17 protein-coding genes are annotated in these 22,447 nt (G+C 43.2%); 10 read left to right on the forward strand and 7 right to left on the reverse strand.

What is annotated here, in order from left to right:
• The first annotated feature begins 318 nt into the window (after positions 1-318).
• Positions 319-1,260 carry a precorrin-2 dehydrogenase/sirohydrochlorin ferrochelatase family protein gene (locus A142_RS01195; protein WP_019823221.1) on the forward strand — a complete coding sequence of 314 codons (942 nt, stop codon included), beginning with the start codon at positions 319-321 and terminating at the stop codon, positions 1,258-1,260.
• 149 nt (positions 1,261-1,409) lie between these two features.
• Here A142_RS01195 and A142_RS01200 read toward each other — a convergent pair whose 3' ends face one another.
• Together A142_RS01200 and A142_RS01205 are read right to left on the reverse strand one after the other, a co-directional pair.
• Positions 1,410-1,892, reverse strand: coding sequence for a YajQ family cyclic di-GMP-binding protein (locus A142_RS01200; RefSeq protein WP_019823223.1), 483 nt, complete (start codon positions 1,890-1,892; stop codon positions 1,410-1,412).
• A gap of 12 nt (positions 1,893-1,904) precedes the next feature.
• Positions 1,905-2,963 (reverse strand): 3-deoxy-7-phosphoheptulonate synthase, encoded by a 1,059-nt coding sequence (locus A142_RS01205; RefSeq protein ID WP_019823225.1) that lies wholly within the window; start codon positions 2,961-2,963, stop codon positions 1,905-1,907.
• A 207-nt stretch (positions 2,964-3,170) separates the two neighbouring features.
• Here A142_RS01205 and A142_RS01210 point away from each other — a divergent pair, with 207 nt between their 5' ends.
• Positions 3,171-4,058 (forward strand): putative PEP-binding protein, encoded by an 888-nt coding sequence (locus A142_RS01210; RefSeq protein ID WP_019823226.1) that lies wholly within the window; start codon positions 3,171-3,173, stop codon positions 4,056-4,058.
• Positions 4,059-4,234: 176 nt separating this feature from the next.
• Positions 4,235-4,720 carry a PaaI family thioesterase gene (locus tag A142_RS01215; protein WP_017630032.1) on the forward strand — a complete coding sequence of 162 codons (486 nt, stop codon included), beginning with the start codon at positions 4,235-4,237 and terminating at the stop codon, positions 4,718-4,720.
• A 108-nt stretch (positions 4,721-4,828) separates the two neighbouring features.
• Here A142_RS01215 and A142_RS01220 read toward each other — a convergent pair whose 3' ends face one another.
• Positions 4,829-6,184 (reverse strand): hypothetical protein, encoded by a 1,356-nt coding sequence (locus A142_RS01220; protein ID WP_019823229.1) that lies wholly within the window; start codon positions 6,182-6,184, stop codon positions 4,829-4,831.
• A gap of 28 nt (positions 6,185-6,212) precedes the next feature.
• Between A142_RS01220 and A142_RS01225 the strand changes: the two genes are divergently transcribed.
• Positions 6,213-7,121: a CvfB family protein gene (locus A142_RS01225; protein WP_017059694.1), complete on the forward strand. Its 909-nt coding sequence runs from the start codon at positions 6,213-6,215 to the stop codon at positions 7,119-7,121.
• Positions 7,122-7,425: 304 nt separating this feature from the next.
• Here the strand turns inward: A142_RS01225 and rsmF are convergent, their stop codons facing one another.
• The 4 genes from rsmF to A142_RS01245 form a co-directional block, all read right to left on the reverse strand.
• On the reverse strand, positions 7,426-8,847 hold the full coding sequence (gene rsmF / locus A142_RS01230; protein ID WP_019823231.1) for a 16S rRNA (cytosine(1407)-C(5))-methyltransferase RsmF: 1,422 nt from the start codon (positions 8,845-8,847) through the stop codon (positions 7,426-7,428).
• Between the two features lie 169 nt (positions 8,848-9,016).
• The gene (locus A142_RS01235) at positions 9,017-11,674 is read right to left on the reverse strand and encodes an MlaD family protein (protein ID WP_019823233.1); all 2,658 of its coding nucleotides are present in this window, start codon (positions 11,672-11,674) and stop codon (positions 9,017-9,019) included.
• On the reverse strand, positions 11,661-12,944 hold the full coding sequence (locus A142_RS01240; RefSeq protein ID WP_019823235.1) for a paraquat-inducible protein A: 1,284 nt from the start codon (positions 12,942-12,944) through the stop codon (positions 11,661-11,663). The genes A142_RS01235 and A142_RS01240 overlap by 14 nt, the downstream gene beginning before the upstream one ends.
• A 54-nt stretch (positions 12,945-12,998) precedes the next feature.
• Entirely contained in the window at positions 12,999-14,795 is a 1,797-nt protein-coding gene (locus A142_RS01245) for an ABC transporter ATP-binding protein (protein ID WP_019823237.1), read from the reverse strand.
• Between the two features lie 89 nt (positions 14,796-14,884).
• Here A142_RS01245 and A142_RS01250 point away from each other — a divergent pair, with 89 nt between their 5' ends.
• The 6 genes from A142_RS01250 to A142_RS01275 all read left to right on the forward strand — a co-directional run bounded on the left by A142_RS01250 (position 14,885) and on the right by A142_RS01275 (position 22,317).
• Positions 14,885-15,376: a GAF domain-containing protein gene (locus A142_RS01250; protein WP_019823239.1), complete on the forward strand. Its 492-nt coding sequence runs from the start codon at positions 14,885-14,887 to the stop codon at positions 15,374-15,376.
• A gap of 97 nt (positions 15,377-15,473) precedes the next feature.
• On the forward strand, positions 15,474-16,097 hold the full coding sequence (gene proQ / locus A142_RS01255) for an RNA chaperone ProQ (RefSeq protein ID WP_017057223.1): 624 nt from the start codon (positions 15,474-15,476) through the stop codon (positions 16,095-16,097).
• 17 nt (positions 16,098-16,114) lie between these two features.
• Positions 16,115-18,109 (forward strand): carboxy terminal-processing peptidase, encoded by a 1,995-nt coding sequence (gene prc / locus A142_RS01260; RefSeq protein ID WP_019823242.1) that lies wholly within the window; start codon positions 16,115-16,117, stop codon positions 18,107-18,109.
• 275 nt (positions 18,110-18,384) lie between these two features.
• Positions 18,385-19,068: a hypothetical protein gene (locus A142_RS01265; protein ID WP_019823244.1), complete on the forward strand. Its 684-nt coding sequence runs from the start codon at positions 18,385-18,387 to the stop codon at positions 19,066-19,068.
• A gap of 217 nt (positions 19,069-19,285) precedes the next feature.
• On the forward strand, positions 19,286-21,892 hold the full coding sequence (gene pepN, locus A142_RS01270; RefSeq protein WP_019823246.1) for an aminopeptidase N: 2,607 nt from the start codon (positions 19,286-19,288) through the stop codon (positions 21,890-21,892).
• A gap of 206 nt (positions 21,893-22,098) precedes the next feature.
• A complete protein-coding gene (locus tag A142_RS01275) occupies positions 22,099-22,317 on the forward strand; it encodes a DUF2835 domain-containing protein (RefSeq protein WP_004733645.1) in 219 nt (72 codons plus the stop codon).
• Positions 22,318-22,447 lie beyond the last annotated feature (130 nt).

Consider the following 22,447-nt stretch of genomic DNA (forward strand, 5'->3'; position numbering starts at 1 on the left):
GATCCGTAGTTTCACAAATGTATAATTTAAAAAGAATTTTGAATGAAATCACAAATCCGAACACAATTAGAATGACCAAATGTTAACTGAATGTAAATAGTGCAACAGTTCACACTGTTGGTGCAACGAGATTTAGAGTTTTATATTGATAATCGACTAGATAAATATTCTGAATGAATGTCACAGTTGTGGAGCATTAGCCTTAAAAAAGATTGAAATTTGGTCAATAAATATTTTTATTGCACTTCGGTAGTTATGAATATGCTCCAAATTTGGTAGCATGGCTGAATAGTTATTGAAGTAGTCTCAAGGAAGAACATGCGTTATTTCCCAATGTTTTTGGATGTAGAAAATAAGTCAATCTTAGTGGTTGGTGGAGGTGAGGTTGCTTGCCGTAAAGTCGATAGCTTGCTACGCGCTGGTGCCAATGTGACTTTGGTGTCTCCCAAGGTAGCACCTTACTTAAAGCAGCTTGTCGATGAAGGCCAACTTCACTGGGTACAAAACTTTTACTCGTCGCAAATTATTTCAAAAAATTACCTTCAGGTATGGGCGACAACAGACAATCCAAGCCTAAATCATCAAGTACATAATGATGCAAAAAAAATGGGTATTCTTGTCAATGTGGTCGATGATTTACCCTTTTGTGACTTCATTACTCCATCAATGATTAATCGCGGAAGGATCCAAATTGCCATCTCTAGTGGCGGTGCATCACCTGTTTTGGTAAGAAATATTAGAGAAAAACTCGAAACGGTATTGCCACAAAATATAGGTTTGATAGCAGACTTCGGTGCATCAAAACGCAATTCGATCAAAGAGTCATTTCCAACTGTCGATGAGCGTCGTAAATTTTGGGAGCGCTTTTTATCGTCCAGTTTCATCGAACAGGTGACTGACAGAGAGCAGTTAGAATCATACTACCAGCAAGCGCTAACGGAAGGCATTGATAGTGAAGGACAGGTGACTTGGATTGAATTCGAGCAGGACGTTGAGTTGCTGTCTATGAAGGCTTTACGTTTGATGCAAGAGGCAGAGCTCGTACTTTCACCGAGCGATTGTCCATTCGAATTTGTCGACCTGTGCCGTCGAGACGCAGAAAGAGAGAGCTATGCTAACAGCGGAGAGCTATCAACCAAGCTTGAGCAGGCAAGAGCTGAGAAATTGCGAGTGTGTGTGTTTATTCCACCAGCAAGCGTAGAGTTTAATTTGTTGGTCGGCAAAGACCTAAAATTGTCAGCGGCCAAAGTACTTAGTTGAGTTGGCTGATTACCAGCTAGGAACTTCGATTTAAACTGACCAGATAAATAAAAAGCCACTTCCTATAAAGAAGTGGCTTTCTGCTTTTCAAACACGATATTGTGATGAGGAATGAGCAATCTAAATAAGCGGTCGCTCAAACTCAAAAATTAGTCGCGGAAGTTGTCAAACTGGAATGGTTGACCAAGTTCACCGTTACGAACCAGTGCCATAACCGCTTGTAGGTCATCACGCTTTTTACCCGTAACACGAACTTTCTCGCCTTGGATAGCCGCTTGAACCTTAACTTTGTTGTCTTTGATTAGCTTAACGATTTTCTTAGCTACATCAGTTTCAATGCCTTGCTTAAAGATAACCGTTTGGTGCCAAGTGCGACCTGTTTGGTCTGCCGCTTTTGCTTCCATCGCGTTAGGATCAACATTACGCTTTGTTAGGTTGCTACGAAGGATATCGCGCATTTGCTTCAGTTGAAAATCGTCTTGAGCAGTCAATTTTACTGATTCATCTTTGTAATCAAAGCTTGCTTCAACGCCGCGGAAATCGAAACGAGTCGATAGTTCACGGTTTGCGTTGTCTACCGCGTTACGCAGTTCTACTGCTTCTACTTCAGAGATAATGTCAAATGATGGCATTGTGTTGTTTCCTTAAGCTAAGTTTCTATCTTTAATTGCTGTTGCAAGCATGTCTAGCATTGTTGCCGTATCTTCCCAGCTCAGGCATGGGTCAGTAATTGACTTGCCATATTCTAGGTTGTTGATGTCGGTCATTGGCTGGTTACCTTCAACAATGAAGCTTTCCGCCATGATGCCTGCAATTTGGTTCTTGTTAGATTTAATTTGCTCACAAATGTCCTGTGCAACTTCTAACTGCTTACGGTGTTGTTTCTGACAGTTAGCGTGGCTAAAGTCTACAACCAAACGTTGAGGTAGATCGAATTCAGCCAGTTGCTTACATGCGGTATCTACAGATTCAGCGTCGAAGTTAGGGCCTTTATCACCACCACGTAGAATAACGTGACCGTATGGATTGCCAGAAGTGCGGTAAACCGTCATGCGGCCGTTCTTATCTGGAGAGTAGAAGTAGTGTGACGCATGCGCTGCACGAATTGCATCGATAGCAATCTTGATGTTGCCGTTGGTCGCGTTCTTGAAGCCAACTGGGCAAGACAGTGCTGAAGCCATTTCACGGTGAATCTGAGATTCAGTTGTACGAGCGCCAATCGCGCCCCAAGTGATAAGATCTGCAATGTACTGACCTGTGATCATATCAAGGAATTCAGTCGCTGTAGCTAGGCCAAGCTTGTTGATATCTAGAAGAAGCTTACGTGCTTTATTCAAACCTGTTTCAAGTGCGTACGAACCATCAAGGTTAGGATCGGTAATTAAACCCTTCCAACCTACAACCGTGCGAGGTTTCTCGAAGTAGGTTCTCATTACAACGAACAGTTCATCTTTATATTGGTCTTGAATCTGGCTTAGGCGTTCAGCGTAATCGAGTGCCGCATCTGTATCGTGAACAGAGCAAGGGCCTACGATAACTAATAGGCGGTTATCACGACCAGTTAGGATATCTTCGATTTGGCGGCGAGAATTTTTAATGCGCTCAGCAACGTCGTCAGTAATAGGGTGTGCATTGCCTAGTTCGGCAGGAGTTGGCATAGGATCCAGAGCTTGGGTTCTCAACTCATCAGTTTTTAATGGCATGTGATAGCTTTTTTATTCTATTGCGAAGTGGTTAAGATAACGGAATTGAACAGAGGAATAAACTCTCTTAAGTCAAAGTTATCTCTGTTATTGCTAATATTCTTATTTTTATCAGCGGGCCAGCGTCAAATAAGGGATTTTCACTTGTATTAACAGGCAGCTATCGGTATTTTCGTTTGAACACAACATAAAAATGCTGGAGCAGCAATGACTCAAGAAAATCAAAGCACTTTGCACCCAGAACTTGTTTTAGGTGATGTGCTGCCTTCTTACAACGATAATAATAATTCCAACCACTTATACGTTTCATTATCTGAATTAGTGATGGACCGTGTCTTCTACCACCCAAGTATTGAAAGTCATTTAGATAGACTGACTGATATCGAAGAAACGTCTTTAAATGCCATCCTTGGTGATAAAACAGTCGATGAGCATTTTGTGTCGACGTTAGTGATTGCGATTCAAGCTGCCGTTCAGCCAAATCACACTTCTGTTCGTATCGCATTAAGCAGTGCAGACAGCTATGGATTCCGTTCGCTGCTTGGCGGGAACTGCGAAGCTGAAGAGATTAACCCAGCACTAGGCGTTCGTGGCGTTGCTCGCTATGCGACACCAGAATACAGCAAGGCTTTCGCTTTAGAATGTCAGGTTATTAAGGCATTACGTGAGCAGGGCATCAACGTTGAAGTAGTTGTGCCTTACGTTCGTGCGTTAAGCGATGCCGCTAAGATTATTGACCTGCTTGCCGAGCAAGGGTTACCACGTGGCCTTAATGGTTTGAAAGTACTGTTCTCGTGCGATGTGCCGTCTGCAGTGCTACTGAGCGAAAGATTGCTGCATTACTTCGATGGTGTAGTGGTAAACGTTGATAGCTTAGCGTCTTTCACTTTAGGCGTAGACAAACACAATGAAGCTCAGCAACACGCTTTTGATCCACAAAATGAGGCGGTTATTACCTTGTTGGATATGATTGTTAAAGCAACCCTGAACGCGAAGAAGCCAGTGTTGCTAGTAACTCAAGGCTTAGTGGATTACCCACGTCTACAAGGTTACATAGCTGATCTTGAAGGCGTAGAAACGGTCGTGACTGCATAGATCGGTTTGTTGTCTTAGTAAATCAACTGGCTGTATCCGTTTATTTGAAGCGCTAAAGCTTTGAGAATGAAAGAGATATCATTATGCGATGATATCTCTTTTTTGTAACATTTTTTTGACATCTCTTTCGCTAATCGATTAACTGGTCTGATGACTGATTTAACTAGGTAATCCGAATGTTGACCCCTCTACAAAAAGCAAATTTCTACTTGAGCATGTTTGGTTTTTTCAAAGTGCCTCTGATCTGGTTATGCAGACCAAAATTGCTCGCACTGGATAACCAACATGTTGAGGTCAAAATTCCTCTTAAAAGGCGAACGAAGAACCACCTTAATAGCATGTATTTTGGTGTTTTGGCTGTCGGTGCTGATGTGGCGGGTGGCTTTCTTGCGATGAGCAAATCTCAGCAGCAAGGTGAAAAGATTTCGTTGGCGTTTAAAGAGGTGACGGGTAACTTTTTGAAGCGCCCTGAAGGTGATGTACATTTCACTTGTCACGACGGTGAGCTGATCAACACAATGTTGGCAGAAACCATGTCGACCGGAGAACGGGTCAATCAACCCGTCACCATTATCGCGACTTGTCCATCTTTACATGGTGACGAGCCGATGGCGGAGTTCACGCTTACGCTTTCAATTAAAAAAGTCCCATCTAGAAAATAGCGATTAAATAATAGATTTTGGTTTAGAAGTCATGGGTAACGTTGAAGAGATAAAACAACGGTATGTGAATGGTTTCCACATACCGTTATAGAGAACTTTATAACGGCTCTATGACTCTTGAGTGATCTGCTCAATATCAACGATTTTTGAACGGTTCATAACGATCTTCCAACGGTAGTAGGTTGGTTCGTTATCATGGTTGTTCTCTTTAATGATCAGGTTGAGAAGATGACGCTTTTCTACTGATTCGCGGCTAACTTGCCCTTCATTCAAACGGTAGATCTTGTTCGAACCCTTATCCATCAATCGTGTCAGCGCCCTTAGGCTGATGGATAACGTTTCACGAGTCTCTTCATAACCACTCATGAACGTCGATGTCGACATCTCAGTGTGCGAACGGTAGTGCAGGATTTGCTCTTCACGTTGGACGACACGCTTCTTACGTATCGATTGAATACGGTCTGCTAACTTAGAGAAATTTGCATAGTCCAACCATTCCAGTTTATGGCCGACAGATTTATTGGTCGTTGGGTCGAAGTAACGACGCTTCCATTTCGGTTTACCTTTACGCAGCCAGCGCCAAAGAATATCTCTCAAATCATCTTTGAAGATCTCACGTAGAGCGTAGATGAAAGACATCGCCACAATGAAAGAGGCGGTAATCTCACCAAGAAAGTCACGAGCCAAGATCACAGTAGTGGTCACGACAACCATCACCAAACCCGTTGCAATACCTTTCACGGCGCGCTTAACGTTCTTACCCATCGATGTCGTCTTTTCTTTAAGCACGATAGGGTGCTCAATCAAACGACGCAGCAAACGCATCTTGTTACTCAAGCGAGTAACGTCTTCTCGAACTCTCGCTGAGTTGTAGCGGTTCAGTTTACGGTGTGCAGTCTCTTTATCACAAAGCGTTAAGAGTCGTTCTTTAATCGTTGAATACTCACTGCCACGTGGCATATGCGAAACCAGCGATAAGAACTTTTGCTCTGTGTACCATGAAAGGTAGTTATCAATGTTTGCGTAGTAGCGTTTGAGGTTCTCTTCATAGGGAATACTACGACGAAGCTTTTTCAGAATATCTAACGCCAGTTCAATTACTTCATCTACTTCATCAGCCGTTACGTCGTCACTATCAGTTTTATTTAAGCTGCTGACTGCTTTATCTAAAGCAATAACATATTGGTAGGCAAACAGACTCAAACTGACACGATACTGTGTTGTAGATAAGCGTCCACGTTTTGCTAAGCGACTGTGTACCAAAGGTAAAAGTGTTTTGTCACTATAGTAGGCACGTTTTTGAGTGATCGAGCTGTAGAAAAAGGCACTTTCAGAAAGCACTTCAGGAGTCAGTCCAAGTTCACCGGGAATGAATAGATAAACGTCCATGTCGAGCTTTTTGGTCTTAGCCATGGCATGGTTAATTTTAAGTGTTATCGCATCTTGTTTATCAACGGTGATCAACGATGTCTCCTAGAATGTAAAAATATGAATGAAACTAGCGAAAGCATATCAGAGATCACGTATAATCTCCGCCAAATTTAAAGTAGAGACAACCTTGATGATTAATATTGGTCAAATAAACAACTTAGAAGTAGTGAAACAAGCAGACTTCGGTGTATTCCTTGACGCGAGCGACTATGGAACCGTGTTGCTGCCTAAACGATTTACTCCTGAAGGTGTTGAAATTGGTCAAAAGCTAGATGTTTTCTTATACATAGATTCTGACAACCAGATCGCTGCAACGACTGAAAAACCGATCGCTCAAGTAGGCCAGTTTGGTTTGATGACGGTTGAAGGTGTTAACAGCACTGGTGCGTTCATGAGCTGGGGCGTGAAAGGTAAAGACCTTCTTGTTCCTTTCAGCGAGCAGCGCGGCCGTTTAAACGAAGGCCAGTCAATCTTAGTATATGTGTATATCGATAAAGCATCGAGCCGTATCGTTGGTACAACGAAGTTCAATAAATGGTTAGACAACACGCCTGCGACTTATAAGCAAAATGAGCAAGTCGATCTCATTATCGCTGAGCGTAGCCAATTGGGTTACAAAGCGATCGTGAACGGTGAACACTGGGGTATGATTTTCCCATCTGATATCATCGGTAAGCTGTTCATTGGTAAAACACTAAAAGGCTATATTAAAAACGTTCGTGAAGAAGACGGTAAGATTGATCTGTCTCTTCAGAAGGTTGGTGTGGCTAAGATGGATGACCTAAGCACTAAGGTTCTTGACCTGCTTGAGAAGAAAGGCGGTTACCTGCCTTTGAATGATAAGTCTTCTCCTGAAGTTATTTTCTCTGCATTCAGAACCAGCAAAGGTACGTTCAAGAAGACCATTGGTGGTTTGTACAAATCTGGCAAGATCACTATCGACAAAGAAGGCATCAGCCTAGTTAAATAAGCGAGCTTGTCGGTCAAAAAAAAGCCCAAACTTTCCTGTTTGGGCTTAGGGGAAAGGGCTCCGAAGAGCCTACGCTAATCGTTTTAATTCTTTGACTGTTAGACTGAAGTCTAGTTTAAATTTCCTAATAAGCGATTTTTGTTATTGGAAATAGCGACTTGAATTGATATTTATGTAATTAATTGTTGATTTTACAGTGCTTCCCTTGAAATGAACTAGCCGACAAGAATAGAAAAAGCCCAAACAATGAAGATTGTTTGGGCTTTTTGTTTTTCTCAGTACAGTGTGAGCTTTAATCGAACGACTAGAAAAGGTTTTTGTCGCGTACTAGCTCTCTTGGTAAGCCGTTCTTCACTCGGTTACCTACCCATTTGCCAAGGCCGATGATTGCGCCGTTGTATTTTACTAGTACTTCGCCTTTGCCTGACAAGCCTTCTGGGCGAACGTCTCGGCCCATGAACCATTCTCGAGCATCTTCGATGCTGAGGTCTATAATGTTAGCTTCATTACCTGTCGCGAGCGTTGTCGCGACTTGATGTTGCCATCGATAACCTTTTTTATGGGTTTCAGCGATCTTGATGCCCATGCGAGAGAAACGGAATGCACCGATCATAGGCTCTAGCGCTTCTGGGAATAGCCAAACGTCTTTATCTCGGATCCAAACTTGAGTATCACTTGGTAGTTCGATATCGAGAGCACTAAGCAGTTGTTCAGCGATTTCTTGCTGAGCTTTCTTTGGCGCTTTTTCAAATGGGAACTTACCCATGCGTTTTTTAACTTCTGGTGGAGTCACAGACGCTAGTTTACGGATACGTGCAACAAAGAAACCTTCAGAGTCATATACCTGAGGGAAGATGTGAAGAAAGCCTTCTTCAGTCGTCGTTGCTTTTGCGTTGTCGAACAGTGATTCAAGAGATTCAAACTCAACCGCATCACCAAAGGTTTCTTTTAGGTGATGGCACACTTGTTGGTTCTCTTCAGTGCTTAACGTACATGTTGAGTAAACCAAAACACCATTAGGTTTAAGAGCATGGAATGCACTTTCAATCAGGTCTTTTTGCGTGTCGGCAATATCGACTACAGATTGATACGTCCAGTTCTTCATCGCATCGGCGTCTTTACGAATGGTACCTTCGCCAGAGCAGGGTGCGTCAAGCAACACAGCATCAAACTGTTCTGGTAACCAACCACCGAAAACTCGACCGTCAAAGTTACTTAGAGCGGCATTACGGACACCGCAACGTTCGATGTTAGCGTGAAGGACTTTCACACGGCTTGCTGCGTATTCATTGGCAACTAACACACCGCGATTATTCATTAGTGCCGCGATTTGCGTTGTTTTAGAGCCGGGTGCAGCCGCAGTGTCTAACACCGCTTGGTAATCAGCTTCACCTTGGAAAAGTGCCGAAGGTGGCATCATCGAGCTGGCTTCTTGGATGTAGAAAAGACCAGACATGTGTTCTGCCGTATTACCTAGTGGTGCTTCACTTTCGTCCGCTGTAATCCAAAAGCCCGTTTCGCACCAAGGTACAGGTTCCAGTTCCCAGCCTTTCTCTTTTGCTCGTACTAGGAAGTCTTCAACACTGATTTTCAATGTGTTGACTCGAATACTTTTACGAAGTGGTTTTTGGCATGACGCGACAAAAGAAGCCATATCTAGATGACTAGGCATGATTGCTTCGATGTGCGTTAGGAATTCTTCAGGAATATATACGTTAGCGTGCAAAAGACTATCTCGATTTATTGCATTAATGCGGGGAGTTTAAAGCAAAATGAGGTCGCCCTAAACCATATTTATAGCAAACAACAAAAATGCAGCCGAATGGCTGCATTTTGATGAAGAATTAGTCTTTGTTAAGCGGCATTAATTTGCATGGAGCTTCTGAGGATTCACTCTATGGACGAGGAATCGCGGTTCTCCATGATTTCCACTCATCTTCGGCTTGAGGATAGAGGTAGAAAGACTGATCTTCGCTTGCCACTGGTTGAAGCTCATTCGTCGGTGGTGTTGAGAATGTAATACCACCTCTTAATAAGCTGTCTACCGTTCCAGCTTTGATGTTTGCGCCTGACAGACCGATAGAGACATCGACGCCCGATACGTTCCAGAACACGGTGTTTGCGCGGATCAGATACGCATAGTCTGGTTCTATTTGAATCGTAGAGATGATGCGGTCAGCAAACTCGCCCAGCTGAACATCAATAACACTGCCGATTTCTAGCTCACGGAATAAGATAGGAGTGCCTTCAGATACCGAGCCTCTCGTTTCGCTTTGTAGCTTGAATATCTTGCCTTCAGGCTGCACGGGTCCCTTGCTAAGCTCAAATTTCGTGTTTCTTTCACCTTTGCCAGGATCTACGTTGATGTGCTTAGAGAGTAGCGCAGAGACGTTTTTGATGCCGTTAAGGCCAATCTCAGGTTCTGCCAACCAAAAGTGACTGTTCGCCACGGCAATCTTGTCGACGTACTCAGGTAAAATACGCGCAGTAATTTCAATACCGCCCTTGTTGAAGTTCGGAATCACCAAAGTAACCTCACCAACAGTGACACCTTGATATTTGATCGCCATGCCCTTGCTGACTTCTTGATCGCCAGAAGAGGTGATAGTAATTGCGCGGCCAAATTTTCGAGCGGATTTGGAATCTTTATAGAGCTTCCACACATCGCCGAGTTTGTTATCGATTCCCGGCAGCGAGTCAAAAGCAATACCGCCTTGGATAAGGGTTTTAACTGGTGCCGCCTTAATACTGATACCTGATAGCGACGCATCAACCTCAACGCCTGAGCGGTTCCAGAAAACGGTATGCTTATTGAGTAAGTGCGTGTAACGATTTTCGATCGTGACTTTGATTCTTACGCCACCGTCTGCAAGCTGAAAATCAGAAATACTGCCCACTTGTAGGTTGCGGTAGAGTAGTGGGCTACCTTTAGAAATTGATGGTAATTCACTCGCAAATAATGAAAGCGTCTTTGAACCAGACTGATTAAACTTGGCGATTTCTGCTAACGATTTACTCTGGAAAAGTTGGTAGTCCGTTCTAGCTTCAGATTTGCCTTCACTCACAAAGCTGATCGAGCCAGTAAGAAGCTGTTTTGCCGGTGGAACCGTAACACTTAGACCTGATTCGGTCAGCTCTGCAGTCGCACTACCTGTAACAAAGAAACGGTTGTGACTTTTGATAAGGTGCGCGTACTCGTTATCGATAAGCGCATCCATGAATACTTCGTGCTTATCAGAGCCAGAGCCAACACCATCGACTAAACCCACTTGGATGATAGAACCAACGGCAATGCCTTTGTAGAGCAGTTGTGTGCCGACATCTAACCCAAACGAATTGTTCGACGTTAAGCGAATCGCAACGGATTTCTCTTGTTCCTGACTGAATTCATTTTTGCGGATCGCAGTAAATCGACGCGCTTTTTCACCTTCGCCCGGTACTAAGGTTAAAAAGTTACCTGTCACTAAGTTGGCAATATTTTTCATACCAGTAAGTGACAGTTCAGCCTCTTCTAGAACGAATTTACTGCCGCTATTTAAAAAGTCACTGAATGCTGGTTGGATAGCGGCAGATGCAACCACGTTCTCGCGCCCTTCACTCAGCGACAAGTCAGTGATTTGACCGATTTCGATGCCGCGATACATGATCGGAGCACCTGTTGCACTGATCTTGTTGTCGTCTGGAACAGCGATCTTGATAGAGATACCACGGCCCGCTGTTTTCAAATCTGGGTAGAGTTTGAACTTGGTGTTCATCTCAACCGGTTGACCTTCTCCTGGAGAGTCAACCGCAATTGAACCGCCAAGTAATGCACTTAGGCTTTCTAAGCGAACGTCAACACCTGAAAATCCAATACTGGCGCCTAAGCCACTTACATTCCAAAAACGGCTTTGATCAGTAATGATATGGCTGTATTCATCTTTAATTGACGCTTGAATGGTTACGGATTTAGCGTTGTCGTTTAACTGGTAGTTGTAAACCTCACCAATGGGAATTTTACGGTAAACGATTTGAGAACCAACAGACACACCACCCAGGTCTTTGGTCGTCAGTGAAATATTCAAACCTTCAGAAGCCAGTAGGTCGGAAGGGGCGGATTCTAAGGCTTGGAAAACGGTTTCTGGGTCTTCTTTGGTTTCGCTAGGGTGAATAGCGATATAGTTACCTGAAACAAGTGCGTCTAACCCTGATATACCAGACAAACTTGCAGTCGGCTTCACAAGCCAAAAACGAGTTCCTTTTGAAAGTAGCTTCTTCGCTTCTGGGTAGATGTCAGCATCGACATAGATGCTCGATAGATCTTTGGATAAAGTGATGTCGCGCACCATACCCACCTCTAAACCTTGGTAACGAATCGTTGTTCGACCTGCGACTAAACCTGCGGCATCTGAGAAGTATATCTGCACACGTTGCCCAGCATCGTGTATTGATTTCATGACCAACCAAGCGGCTAAAGCGACGGTTAATATCGGCAGAATCCACAAAGGTGAGATGCCTTTGTTTTTTCTTACTTCTGGTGAATATGATGTTTGTGACTGGTTATCGTTGTTCATTCACTGACTCATCTTTAGAGGTGTAGTTATCCCAAATTAGCCTAGGATCTAAGCTTTCCGCTGCCAGCATCGTGAGAACAACTACGACGCCAAAAGCGACTGCACCATAACCTGGTGTAAAGTTTAAAATCTGTCCACGGTCGACCAAGGTCATCATGATCGAAATAACGAACAGATCCATTACCGACCATTTCCCCACCCATTTCACGATGAAATAGATGGTCATACGTTGCCTGTGGTAAACGGCGCGATTCATCTTGATGCAGATTAAGATGTACGCGAGGCCCAGTATTTTCGCGACGGGCACGACGATACTGGCAATGAAAATGATTGCTGCGATGCCATACATGTCGCTATTAATCAGCGAAGCGACACCGGAAATGATGGTGTCTTCCAGCCTTTGACCGTTTGTTATCAGGATAGAGATAGGAATGACGTTGGCTGGCACAATAGCCACTGATGCGGCAAATAATAGTGCCCATGTTTTCTGTATAGAGTAGGGCTTGCGGTGGTATAAGTCATGGTGACAACGCACGCAAGTATGTCCATCCGGTTGAGATAGGTGGCAGTTGTGACAGTGTACGTTCTTACTTTCAGCAAATGAGTAGTCAGATTCTTTTGTCCAAGCTTCCCAATAGCGACGCACGCTGATGCGGCTTACCAGTAATACACTGAAAAGCTGCAGAAGAATCAGGCCAATCAACCCAGGGCCGACAAAAATATCTGAGTAATCTTGCAGTTTGAAACATGAGACCGCCAAACTTACCAGAAACACATCCAACATCATCCAATGCTTTAATGTCTGGATGATGGCTAACGCATACTTAAATGGTGTAAAAAATTTAAAGCGCAATGATAAATGGGTAATGAGTACCGACGTACACACGAGCAACGGAGCGATCGAACTACAGAACAGGATCAGTAAGCCAAGCAGAGGGAAGCCTTCACCCATTAAAGTAAAGACGCCGGATGGTAACGTTGCAGGTATCATGACGCCAATCAGGCGAATACTGATGAATTCAAAAAAATGTGAGGGGATAAACAGCAATAAGCAGGTAATCGCAATTGCTAGGTTTCCAGAGAGGCTAGGGGTGCCGCCTCTATAAAGCTGAGTACCACACCTTGGGCAGTAAGCGGATTTCCCCAAAGGGATGTCCATTTTATCTACGGGAAGCTCGCAGCCCTGACAAAGGCGCACTGAGCTGCTGTCGCATTGGTGTTTTGTTGATAAAGGATTGGTTACGGATGGGGAGGTCACGCGACCTCCCAAGTTGAAACGTAAGTTAGGTTAGCAACCCGACTTAAAGACCCAGAGACACAAACATCAGGCGTGCGATTGCACACTGCCGTAGAGTGTTTGATAGAGTCCTTGTTGTTCAACCAATTCACCATGTGTTCCCGTCTGTGTGACTTGTCCATCTTCTAAAACATAGATTAGATCGGCTTGTTTCACCGCTGATAATCGATGAGCCACTATCAAAGTTGTGCGATCTTTCAAAAACTCGCTCAACGCTTTATGCAGCGCTGACTCTGTTGCTGTATCGAGTGCAGATGTCGCTTCATCAAGAATAACAAACTTAGGATTGCTCAGCACCATACGAGCTATTGCTAAGCGTTGTCGTTGACCACCAGACAGTCGAACGCCGTTCCTACCAATTTGTGTATCTAAGCCATTACTCAGTTGCTTGATGACATCTTGCATTTGAGCGACTTCAAGCGCACGCCACAACGACATTTCGTCGTATTCAGCACCAAGGGTCAGATTATGCCTTAATGTATCGTTAAAGAGTATAGGTTGTTGTAAAACAACGGCAATTTGATTGCGTATTACATCAAAGCTAATGTCATCGGTTGTTTCACCGTTATAGCGAATGTGCCCCGAGTCCGCTTGGTAAACCCCAATCAGCAACTGGATTAACGTAGATTTACCCCCACCACTAGCTCCAACCAACGCGACTTTCTTACCAGCAGGGATGTGCAGTGATAGCCTATTTAAAACAGTGTTTTCTAATGTGTAAGAGAATGTAACGTTTTCAATGTCGACTGTCACTTCTCGATCTTCATGAAACGGATTTACTTTGCTAATAGGGCGCCTCTCTTCTTCTAGTTGAAGAAGATCATTGATGCGTTGCAGTGCCGCCTTCGCACTATACCAAGAGAATTGAATCCCTAGCAGCTCTTGAACAGGGCCCAACATAAACCATAAGTAACCGAACACCGCGAAAATCTGACCGATGGTTAAGTCACTGAATAGCACCATTAACATCGCGACTGCGCGGAAAAGCTCAAAGCCTAATAGAAAGAGCAGAAACGAAACACGTCCAGCAGCTTCAGATTGCCATGCGTATTTATCGGCATCGATTCTTACTTGGTTCGCTTGAACCTTTAATTCATCTAGGAAGATTCGTTCTTTATTGGCAGCTCGTAGCTGATAAATGCCATCTAAGGTTTCCACCAAGCGATTCTGAAAGCGTTCGAAAGATTGGTTCTCGTACTTTTTAAGGTGCTTAACCTTGCTGCCTAGTTTACGAGAGAAATAAATAACAACAGGATTGACCAGTAGAATGAACAGTCCTAAACGCCACTCTAACCATAACAACACGATTGCGGTGCCAAACACGGTTAAGAAGCTGATGAGGAACTTAGACAGAGTCGAACCAATGAACTTATCTATTGTCTCTATGTCTGTTATTAGATGGGCGTTAATACCGCCACTGCCTTTGGTTTCGTATTGTCGAATACTGATGCGGCCAAGCTTATCTATCATCTTGCTGCGCATTTGATAGGTAATTGTTTTGGACACAAGCGTAAACTGGCGCCCTTGCAGAATGTTTAACGCTTGGCTAACGGTGCGCATGATAATCACTAACAGCAAAGTTAGTGCTATATAGCCAGTCGGTGTTTGTAACGATGATGGAAGTAGGTGGTTCATCATCTCTAAACCAGAAGCCGGCTTATCAAGTAATACTTCATCAACCATTAATGGCATGAGCAACGGGATAGGGACACTAATGAGAGTTGCAAATATGGCAATAATGTTAGCAAACAGTAATTTGGACTTGTGTTTTTTTACTTGAGTTATTAACCAAGAACGGCTAATAGTGTCTTTTGAATTGTTCATTGTAATGAGAATAAGTCCTATTTAGTTTGATTGCCGCATTCTACTGCGTTCTCTTGATAATGGAAGTCTCAATTTAATTGGAAGTTAATATGAAAATAGAACATTACCAACGCTTAACCAAACAAGCCGTTGCATTAATTGAATCAGAAACCGATCTAACTGCTAATCTTGCTAATATCAGTTCATTATTATTCATGGAGTTGGATGAACTGAATTGGGCGGGTTTCTATTTAATGAAGCAGGACCAAGCTAAGGAAAAAGACGAACTTGTACTGGGTCCTTTCCAAGGCCAACCTGCTTGTGTACGAATTCCTGTAGGGCGTGGTGTGTGTGGAACTGCGGTTGCGACGAATACAGTACAGCGCATTCATGATGTTCATGAGTTCGAAGGTCACATCGCATGTGACGCTGCAAGTAACTCCGAAATCGTTATTCCGTTCTCGATTGGCGGAAAAATCGCGGGCGTTCTTGATATCGATAGCCCAAATGTTGGTCGTTTTTCTCAAATTGACGAGGACGGATTAACATTTTTCATGGCAGAAGTGGAAAAGCTGCTTAATTCGCACGCGAACAAGGCATAAATTATTCTCTTACTGTGGTTTTTCCCAAGCATCTCTCTATAATACGTAAAAATATTTTCTTAATGCTCGCGGAAAACCGCAAAAACCAGGAACCCACATGGAAAACACTGAAAAGTTAAAAAACAGCAAAGAAGTTATCGCATATATTGCTGAATGTTTCCCTAAATGCTTTACTCTAGAAGGTGAAGCGAAGCCACTTAAAATTGGTATTTTTCAAGATCTTGCTGAACGTCTAAACGAAGACGAAAAAGTAAGTAAGACTCAGCTTCGTGCAGCGTTAAGACAGTACACATCATCATGGCGTTACCTGCACGGCGTAAAAGCTGGCGCAGAACGTGTTGACCTAGACGGCAACGCGTGTGGCACACTAGAAGAAGAGCACGTTGAGCACGCTAAAGCTACACTTGCAGAAAGCAAAGCGAAAGTTCAGGCTCGTCGTAAAGAACAAGCACAAAAAGCTCGTGAAGAAGGCAAAGCGAAACCTAAGGCGAAGAAAGCTCAACAGCCTCGTCGTCAAGCGCCTAAAGCACCAAAAGTAGAAAAGCCTGTAGAAACACGCGCTTTGAACGCTGACGAATTCATCGCTGGCAAAGAAGTAAATGTGAACATGGGTAAAGGAAACATGGCTGCGACCATTGTTGAAATCAATAAGGAAGATGTGCGTGTTCAGTTAGCAAACGGCCTACAAATGGTTGTTAAAGCGGAGCACTTGCGCGCTTAAAGGAGATACTCCTACGCATGAAATGCCGTTCAAAATTGACACTGATTGCTGCTAGCTTTTGGCTAGCAGCTTCAGCTCAGGCTCTTGAAGCCAAATTAGATCAGGACGATTTACCTCTACTCGCTCCTGAGGTCCAACACGAAACTGCTAGTAAACGTGTTACTTCTCGATTTACTCGTTCTCACTATAAACACTTCAATCTCAACGATGATTTCTCTCAAGCTATCTTTAATCGTTACTTAGAGATGCTGGATTATAATCGTAATATCTTCACTCAAGCTGATATTGACTTTTTCGCTGCGTCATCTACACAAATTGATGATCAACTGAAAGCAGGCAATAACCAGATTGCATTCGATGTTTATAATTTGTCCATGCAGAAGCGTTTTGAACGTTTTCAATATGCATTGTCTTTGCTAGATACAGAGATCAAGTTTGATACCGATGAAAGTATTGAGCTAAATCGTAGCGAAGCGGAATGGCCAAAAGATATCGCTGAAGTGAATGAGCTTTGGAGAAAACGCGTTAAATACGATGCGTTGAATCTAAAACTTACTGGTAAAGAGTGGCCAGAGATTCAAGAAGTTTTGGAAAAGCGTTACAACAATGCGATGAAGCGTATTACGCAATCGCACAACGAAGATGCTTTCCAAATCTACATGAACGCATTCGCGCGTGAAGTTGATCCGCACACCAGTTACCTTTCTCCAAGAAATGCAGAACAATTCCAATCTGAGATGAACCTATCTCTAGAAGGTATTGGCGCTGTACTTCAGATGACAGACGACTACACCGTTATTCGTTCTTTAGTGGCTGGTGGCCCTGCTTCAAATAGCAAACAATTGAGCGATGGCGACCGTATTGTTGGCGTTGGTCAAGATGGCGAAGAGATTGTTGATGTTATCGGCTGGCGTTTAGACGATGTAGTGCAATTAATTAAAGGACCGAAAGGGACTAAAGTTAAGCTACAGATCTTGCCAGACGGTAAAGATGCAAAAAGTCACGTTGTCACAATTGTACGCGATAAGATTCGTTTAGAAGACCGCGCTGTTAAGTCAGAAGTTATCGAGAAAGATGGCAAGAAGATTGGTGTACTAGAAGTACCTAGTTTCTATGTTGGTCTTTCTAAAGATACCGATAAACTGATCACCGAGCTTAAAGAGCAAGGTGTTGAAGGTATTATTGTTGATCTGCGAAACAATGGTGGTGGTGCACTAACGGAAGCAACCGAACTCTCTGGTTTATTTATCAAAGAGGGGCCTGTTGTTCAGGTTCGTGATAGCTACGGTCGTGTTAAAGTGAACAGCGATACTGATGGTGAAATCAGTTACCAAGGTCCGTTAACGGTATTGGTGAATCGCTATAGTGCTTCGGCATCTGAGATCTTTGCAGCAGCGATGCAGGATTACGGTCGTGCAATCATCCTAGGTGAAAACTCTTTCGGTAAAGGTACGGTACAACAGCATCGTTCTTTGAATCATATTTATGATTTGTTCGACAAAGAGTTGGGCTACGTTCAATACACAATCCAGAAATTCTACCGAATCAATGGTGGCAGTACGCAAAACAAAGGTGTAGTACCTGATATTGCTTACCCAACGCCAATTGACCCGGCAGATACTGGTGAAAGTGTTGAAGACAATGCTCTACCTTGGGACAGCATTGATAAAGCAAATTACTCAGTGTTACAGCGTAACGATGAGCAAATTGCTGCTTTAACAGCTCAACACCAAGCTCGTATTGCGACAGATATGGAATTTGGCTTTATCGCGCAAGATATTGAAAAATATAAGGCAGATAAAGACGATAACGACCTTTCTTTGAATGAAAAGGTACGTCAGCAAGAGAGCGATGATGCGGATGCGCTTCGTCTAGATCGTATTAATCAACGTCAAAAAGCCGCTAAGTTAGAGGCGTTTAAAACGTTGGATGATATTCCTAAAGACTATGAAGCCCCGGATGCTTATCTTGATGAGTCTGTTGCTATCATGCTGGATATGATCAAGAAATAGAGCAAGCGCCTGTTAAAAGGTGATTGTTCCAAGACGCAAAATTTAAAAAGCGAGCCTAGGCTCGCTTTTTTTGTGTCTATGATTTGACAGAAATATCTGATTGTAACCGTTTAGGTTGGCGCAAATAGCACTCAATATTCAGGGTAATTTAGCTCTGTTTTGTGTTGAATAATGACACTTAAGTTACTTCGCACTTAAAATTTAGTGACTTGGATCATATTTTTTCGCTTTCTAATCATTACGTGCCTAAGCTTAAAGAAAACGAGGGGGCGCGTATGAAATGGATTCTACTAATTTTATCTTGTTTAAGTTTTGTTGCTTTTGGGAGCGAGGTCGCTTCTAGCAGCCAACAATCAAAAAGTGATAGTAATCTATCTCATTTTGACCTTCCTCTGTTGCTTGGTGATTGGTATTTGATGAATCCAGATCCTGAGCAAGGTACTGAAAACTTTAGAGCAATCAAACTTACTCTCGATTCAAATTACTCATTCACTATCGATATCCAAAAGAAAGACTACAGTGTGGATCATTGGGAAGGTTTGTATAACGCCAATGAAGACACGATTATTTTGGGTTTGAATACTTCTGAGCCTCAGGTTTACGCGTACAGTAGTAATCATAATATGCTGAATCTTAACGGTGTTATGTTCACCAAAGCCTTGCCCAACGCCCTAGCTGGAATTTGGTCAAGCGCTGAATTGTCTGGAAGCGATTTGCGTGCGAGTAACATTCAAAAAATGGATTTAGTGCTTCAACCTGATTTTATCTTCATGTTCCGAGTGTCCGATGAAGAAGGGGGTGAAGTGATTCGTCGCGGTGTGTATTACACTGAGGGCGACCAATTAGTACTACTTTATGAGAACGGCGAACACGGTACTCGTTACACATTGAACAGTGATGTTTTGACACTTCAAGGTGAAGAGGGAGACATGTTCGCGGTGCTTAATCGCATACGATAAGTACGAGATTTAGCCATTAAATCGGCTCGTTGAAAATATGGTTCACAGTTCATTTCTTAGCCGTTCCTTTCTGATTTGATTGATAAAATAGCAAAACATGGAGGCATTTTCCTACAATGCCTCCTTTTTTTAATATTCCCCTTGTGTTCTTGGCGCTCAACCTTTAGATATATACAGTTAACAAATAATTACGTATAACGATCAAAAGGAACCCGTCATGGCACATACACCTCAAGCCAAGTATCGTAAAGATTATCAATCACCATCTCACACTATTTCTGAAATCGATCTTACTTTCGATTTGTACGATTCAGCATCCATCGTTACGGCGGTGTCTAGTGTTAAGCAAGAGAAAGATAGCTCGACCTTAGTACTTGATGGTGAAGGCTTGAAGCTGGTTTCTGTTCTGGTAGAAGGTAAAGAGTGGACTCAGTATGAGCAGTCTGAAACTCAACTGACACTGAACGATCTACCACAAGAATTCACATTAACGATCGTGACTGAAGTCGATCCTGAAGGGAACAGTGCACTTGAAGGCCTGTACAAATCGGGTGGTGCTTTCTGTACTCAATGTGAAGCCGAAGGTTTCCGTCGTATCACTTACTACATGGATCGCCCAGACGTATTGGCAAAATTCACCACCACGGTTATCGCAGACAAAGCAGAAAATCCATTCTTATTAAGTAATGGTAACCGTGTTGATGAAGGTGAAGCTGAAAATGGACGTCACTGGGTGAAGTGGCAAGACCCACACCCAAAACCTGCTTACTTGTTTGCACTTGTTGCTGGTGACTTTGATGTACTTCGTGATGCTTATACTACGCAATCGGGTCGTAACGTTGACCTAGAAATCTTTGTCGACAAAGGCAACCTAGACAGAGCTAACCACGCGATGGTTTCTTTGATTAACTCAATGAAGTGGGATGAAGAGCGTTTCAACTTAGAGTACGACTTAGACATCTACATGATTGTAGCCGTTGATTTCTTCAACATGGGTGCGATGGAAAACAAAGGTCTGAACGTATTCAACTCTAAGTTTGTTCTCGCGAACGACCAAACTGCTACGGATACCGATTACCTAGGCATCGAAGCGGTAATCGGTCACGAATATTTCCATAACTGGACCGGTAACCGAGTGACTTGTCGCGATTGGTTCCAGCTGAGCTTGAAAGAAGGCTTAACCGTATTCCGCGATCAAGAGTTCTCATCTGATCTTGGCTCTCGCGCAGTAAACCGAATCAACAATGTTCGTATTATTCGCGGGCCACAATTCGCTGAAGACGCAAGTCCGATGTCTCACCCAATTCGTCCAGAAAAAGTGATAGAAATGAATAACTTCTACACATTGACTGTGTACGAAAAGGGCAGTGAAGTGATCCGAATGATCCACACATTGTTGGGTGAAGACGGTTTCCAAAAAGGCATGAAGCTTTACTTCGAACGTCATGATGGTACAGCTGCAACATGTGAAGACTTCGTCGCGGCAATGGAAGATGCGTCGGGCGTCGACCTATCTCAGTTCCGTTTATGGTACAGCCAGTCTGGCACGCCGACGCTGTCTGTTGAAAGCCACTACGACGCAGAGAAGAAACAATACACGTTAACAGCTCGCCAAGTCACGTCTCCAACTCATGAGCAAACGGAAAAGCAGGCTCTGCATATTCCTCTTGATATCGAGTTATACACGGCTGCGGGTGAAGTTGTTGAGTTACAATGTAACGGAAAGCCAATTCATAACGTATTAGATGTGAAAGAAGCAGAGCAAACGTTCGTGTTTGAAAACGTTTCTGAGCAACCGATCCCATCATTACTTCGTGAATTTTCTGCGCCAGTGAAACTGGAGTACAACTATTCAGATGAAGAACTGATCTTCTTGATGGTGAATGCGCGCAATGAGTTCTCTCGTTGGGATGCGGGTCAAATGCTATTAGCGAAGTACATCCGCAGTAACGTGGAGAAGGTTCAACAGGGTCAAGCGTTTGAGCTTTCTGATTCTGTTGTTGATGCATTCCGTGGTGTACTGCTGAGTGATTCACTAGAGCCTGCGTTTATTGCAGAAATGCTTTCTCTACCAAGCCACAATGAAGTATCGGGTTGGTACGAGCGTGTTGATATTGATGCGGTCGCATTGGTTCTTAACTCAATGAAAGTCACACTAGCTGCAGAACTTGAAGACGAGTTAGCGGCGGTTTATCACAGCCACGCACTAGCGGAATACACAATCGATCACGATTCGATTGGTAAGCGCACTTTACGTAAAGTTTGCCTAAGTTACTTAGCGCACACAGAACAGGGTAACGATTTGGTTGTTGCAATGTACCAGCAAGCAAACAACATGACCGATACAATGGCAGCAATGGGTGCGGCAAACAGTGCGCAACTACCATGTCGTGAAACCTTGATGGCGGATTACAGCGACAAGTGGAAACACGATGGTCTTGTTATGGATAAGTGGTTTGCTCTACAAGGTACAAACCCAAGTTCCAATGCTCTTGAAGTGATCAAAGCATCGATGTCACATCAAGCGTTTAGTTTGAAGAACCCGAATCGAACTCGTAACTTGGTTGGTTCATTCTTAAACATGAACCCGGTACAGTTCCATGACAAGTCAGGTCAGGGCTATGAGTTTGCTGGCGAGATCTTGCGTGAGCTTAACAGCAGTAACCCGCAAGTTGCTTCACGTCTGATTGACCCGCTTCTTAAATTCCGTAAGTACGATGATGAACGCCAAGCTCTGATCAAGAAAGAACTTGAGACTTTAAAGGGGATGGACAACCTAGCTAAAGACTTATTTGAGAAAGTAACGAAGGCACTAGAAGCTTAAGTTAAACGTTCTCAAGGTTAACGGTTTACTAATAAACTGTTTGCCATAACGAAAAGTCATCAGTGGTAGAGAATATCTGCCACTGATTTTTTGTTTCTGATTCATCGAATTTTCGATAAGCTAGAGAAGTTTTCAAGCTAAGTTTCACAGTCAGACATCGTTAAGTGCCAAAAAACACTGGCACTGTATATTTATACAGGTATCGTATGAATCGCTATATTTTCCAACTTAACATCTCATATCAGCAGTTTTTGGCCAGTTATTCTGGTGCGGCAAGTAAAGTTCAAGTGATAACAACAACAGGTTTACGTTTACAGTTACCTGCAACTCGATTCAGGCCATTTCTTACACAAATAGGGGTTAGAGGGCAGTTTAGGCTGACAACTGACCAAAAAAATAAGTTTATTAAGTTGGAAGCTCTGTAAACCTTGGCGTGCCTAGTGAGTTAAAAGGAATCTTAATCACATAATCAAACATTTCACCTCTTACCACCTCCAAAACAATTAACTATTTTTCAATAATGCTTTTACAATAAATGAATGCATTACCTTTGCT

This window comes from Vibrio splendidus 12E03 (genome assembly GCF_000272105.2).
GTDB lineage: Bacteria > Pseudomonadota > Gammaproteobacteria > Enterobacterales > Vibrionaceae > Vibrio > Vibrio splendidus_I.